Annotated in this window: 1 protein-coding gene; it reads right to left on the bottom strand. The window is 48.8% G+C overall.

Annotated elements, in window-relative coordinates; translation table 11 throughout:
• On the bottom strand, nt 1-640 hold a 640-nt coding region (locus R7R24_RS27785; RefSeq protein WP_318120294.1), incomplete at both ends, for a translocation/assembly module TamB domain-containing protein.

The raw sequence follows: 640 nt of genomic DNA, 5'->3' as shown, positions 1-640 counted from the left end.
TGTCAGGGTTACGAATCGCTTTGATCGATACGTACGGTTGATCCGCTGGACCGTTCATTAAGATCTTACCTTCTTCGATCACCAAATCTTGACCAAATGAACGGTAAGAACCGTCAACGATGTTTACCTCACCAACGATGAATGGTCCTTTGTCTTTTTGTGTCACGTTAAGGCTACCTTTCAAGCCGCCCTTCAAGCCAAACGCCGCAAGTTGGAAGTCGTCACCAATCTTGATGTTGATGTCCGTTTCGACGTTGAATGGCATAGCCGTCACTTCATCAACTGGCTGTAAATCCTTGTTTAAAATCACGGTATCACTCGACACCCCAACCGCACTTGGTGGCAGTTCCTCAATGACGATACGTCCCCATGGCAGATTGATGTTACCCTCCACCTTCGCCAACTGCGGCGTGACATCAATGGTCATGTCCGGCTCAACTTTGATTTTGACCATCGGCGGCATATCAACTTTTAGTTCTTTTGCAAACACGCGGGCACGAGTGCGCCAGTCTTGCAAGTCACGCCAGACAGCATCACCGGTGATTTCTAGCTTACAGTCAGGCGTAATGATCCCAGCATCCAGAGCCGCTTGGTGACCTTTAAAGTTGATCACGACTTGTCCGGAGTTGATGTAGAGTGG

It is taken from the genome of Vibrio sp. 704 (genome assembly GCF_033339295.1).
This window is presented reverse-complemented; position numbering and strand designations above follow the sequence as displayed.